This is a genomic window from Globicatella sanguinis NBRC 15551, from assembly GCF_001552295.1.
Classification (GTDB): Bacteria; Bacillota; Bacilli; order Lactobacillales; family Aerococcaceae; genus Globicatella; species Globicatella sanguinis.
The window spans coordinates 1-648 of record NZ_BCQX01000247.1 but is presented as its reverse complement, the minus strand read 5'-3'; the positions used below and the strand labels follow the sequence as shown (position 1 = coordinate 648).

General features: G+C 38.4%; 1 protein-coding gene. It reads right to left on the bottom strand.

The features are described 5' to 3' along the window. Positions 1-465, bottom strand: a 465-nt coding sequence (locus tag GSA01S_RS10385) for a helix-turn-helix domain-containing protein (RefSeq protein WP_157064839.1), incomplete at its 3' end; no start/stop codon positions are given. Positions 466-648: the final 183 nt, after the last annotated feature.

The following is a 648-nucleotide window of genomic DNA, read 5'->3' as shown; positions in this document are numbered from 1 at the left end:
TTTTTTCTTTGATTTACGCGGATAAAGTAAGTCATTCGATGTTAAGCCTAAATGTCCGTTATGAATCCAATAGTAAATCGTTGAAACAGGAACGTTGACAAGATTAGAATGAACGATCATTTCTGGTGAATATTTCATTTCGGTCAGAAAATGAACGAGTGTTTCTTTGGTTTCCTTATCAAGTGACACTTTGCGGCCACACTTGTCACGCTGTTTTAAATACTGAGAATGAGCATACTCAGCAGAATAAATCTTTTTGAAGCGACCTTTTCTCACTTGTTGCAGCACAAACCCTCTTTTGATTTCATTATGAATCGTTTGAGGGGCTTTATCTAGAAGACGGGCAATTTCACGATTAGACTTACCACTACGGTGCCAACGCTCAATATTATGACGATCGTCCAAGGTTAAATGTTTATTTCGGGTCTTGCTTTCTGCTGAAAATGAATTATAATGATGATACATCTTAAAACGTCCTTTATTCTGGTTTTGTCACTACAATAATAACGTTTTGAGATGTTTTTTTCTATACTTTTTTCTATACCGTAGCACTTGACTGAATCGTCGAATCGGGTGCGGGGTCACTCCCCGACCTTCCGCACTTCGCTTAAATTTTCGGTCGAGTCATTTAGCTTACCCGATTCTCCC